The 1,064-nt window shown below is 76.0% G+C and carries 2 protein-coding genes; one reads left to right on the top strand and one right to left on the bottom strand.

Annotation, left to right across the window (positions count from 1 at the left end; all coding sequences use genetic code 11):
* On the bottom strand, positions 1-423 hold a 423-nt coding region (locus tag MCM47_RS41375), incomplete at its 3' end, for a dihydrodipicolinate synthase family protein (protein ID WP_238951904.1).
* A gap of 72 nt (positions 424-495) precedes the next feature.
* Between MCM47_RS41375 and MCM47_RS41370 the strand changes: the two genes are divergently transcribed.
* On the top strand, positions 496-1,064 hold a 569-nt coding region (locus MCM47_RS41370; protein ID WP_238951903.1), incomplete at its 3' end, for a LysR family transcriptional regulator.

Genomic DNA, 1,064 nt, shown 5'->3' with positions numbered 1-1,064 from the left:
GTACGGGATGTGGTAGACGACCAGCGGCACCGAGCTCGCCGCGGCCAGGGCCCGGAAGTGCGCCAGCGTCCCCGCCACGCCCGGCCGGACGAAGGACGGCGCGGTGACCAGCGCGGCCGCCGCGCCCGGCACCCGCTCGCGCAGGCCCGCCAGCTCCTCGGCGGCCGCCCGGGTGTCCGGACCGCCTGCGCCGACCACCAGCTGCCCGCCCAGCTCGGCGCAGGCGGCGGCGCAGACCTCGACCACCGCCGCCTTCTCCGCCGCGTCCAGGGTGGCCGGCTCGCCGGTGGTGCCGAGTGCGACCAGCCCGGCCGCACCCTCGGCGAGCACCGAGCGGGCCAGCTTGTCCAGCGCGTCGAGCGCGACCGAGCCGTCGGCGGCGAAGGGGGTGACCAGGGGAACGTAGATGCCCTTGAGTTCCATGGCCATGATCCTGCGATCCCGCCGTCCCGCAGGTCCAGTTCACATTTCCGACGCTTCTCGTAAGCTGAGCCGATGCTCGACGTCCGACGCCTGCGCCTGCTGCGCGAACTCGCCCATCTCGGCACCATCGCCGCCGTCGCCGAGGCGCTGTCGTTCAGCCCTTCGGCCGTCTCCCAGCAGCTGTCCGTCCTGGAGAAGGAGGCCGGCGTCGCCCTGCTGGAGCGCACCGGGCGGCGGGTGGCGCTCACCCCGGCCGGGCGGAACCTGGTGCGGCACGCCGAGGCGGTGCTGGCGCGGCTGGAGCAAGCGGACGCCGAACTCGCCCACGCCCGCGAGGGGCTGGCCGGTCCGCTGCGGATCGGCACCTACCCGTCGGCGGCCAAGGCGATCATCCCGGCGGTCCTCGCCGAGCTGGCCGGGTGGCACCCGGGGCTGGAGCCGATGGTGAACGAGGTGGACCCGGCGGCCGTCGCGGCGGCCCTGCGTGCGGGCGAGCTGGACGTGGCGCTGGTGCACGAGTACGACCTCGTCCCGGCCGACCCGGAGCCCGGCCTCGCGGTGACCCGTCCGGTGTTCACCGAGCCGATGTACCTGGCGGCCCGCGCCCCGGGGACGGTCGCCGAGCACCGCGCGGCCCCGTG

Source organism: Kitasatospora sp. A2-31, from assembly GCF_022288725.1.
In the GTDB taxonomy this organism is placed as follows: domain Bacteria; phylum Actinomycetota; class Actinomycetes; order Streptomycetales; family Streptomycetaceae; genus Kitasatospora.
The sequence above is the reverse complement of the archived record's forward strand: the minus strand, read 5'-3'. Positions and strand labels throughout refer to the sequence as shown.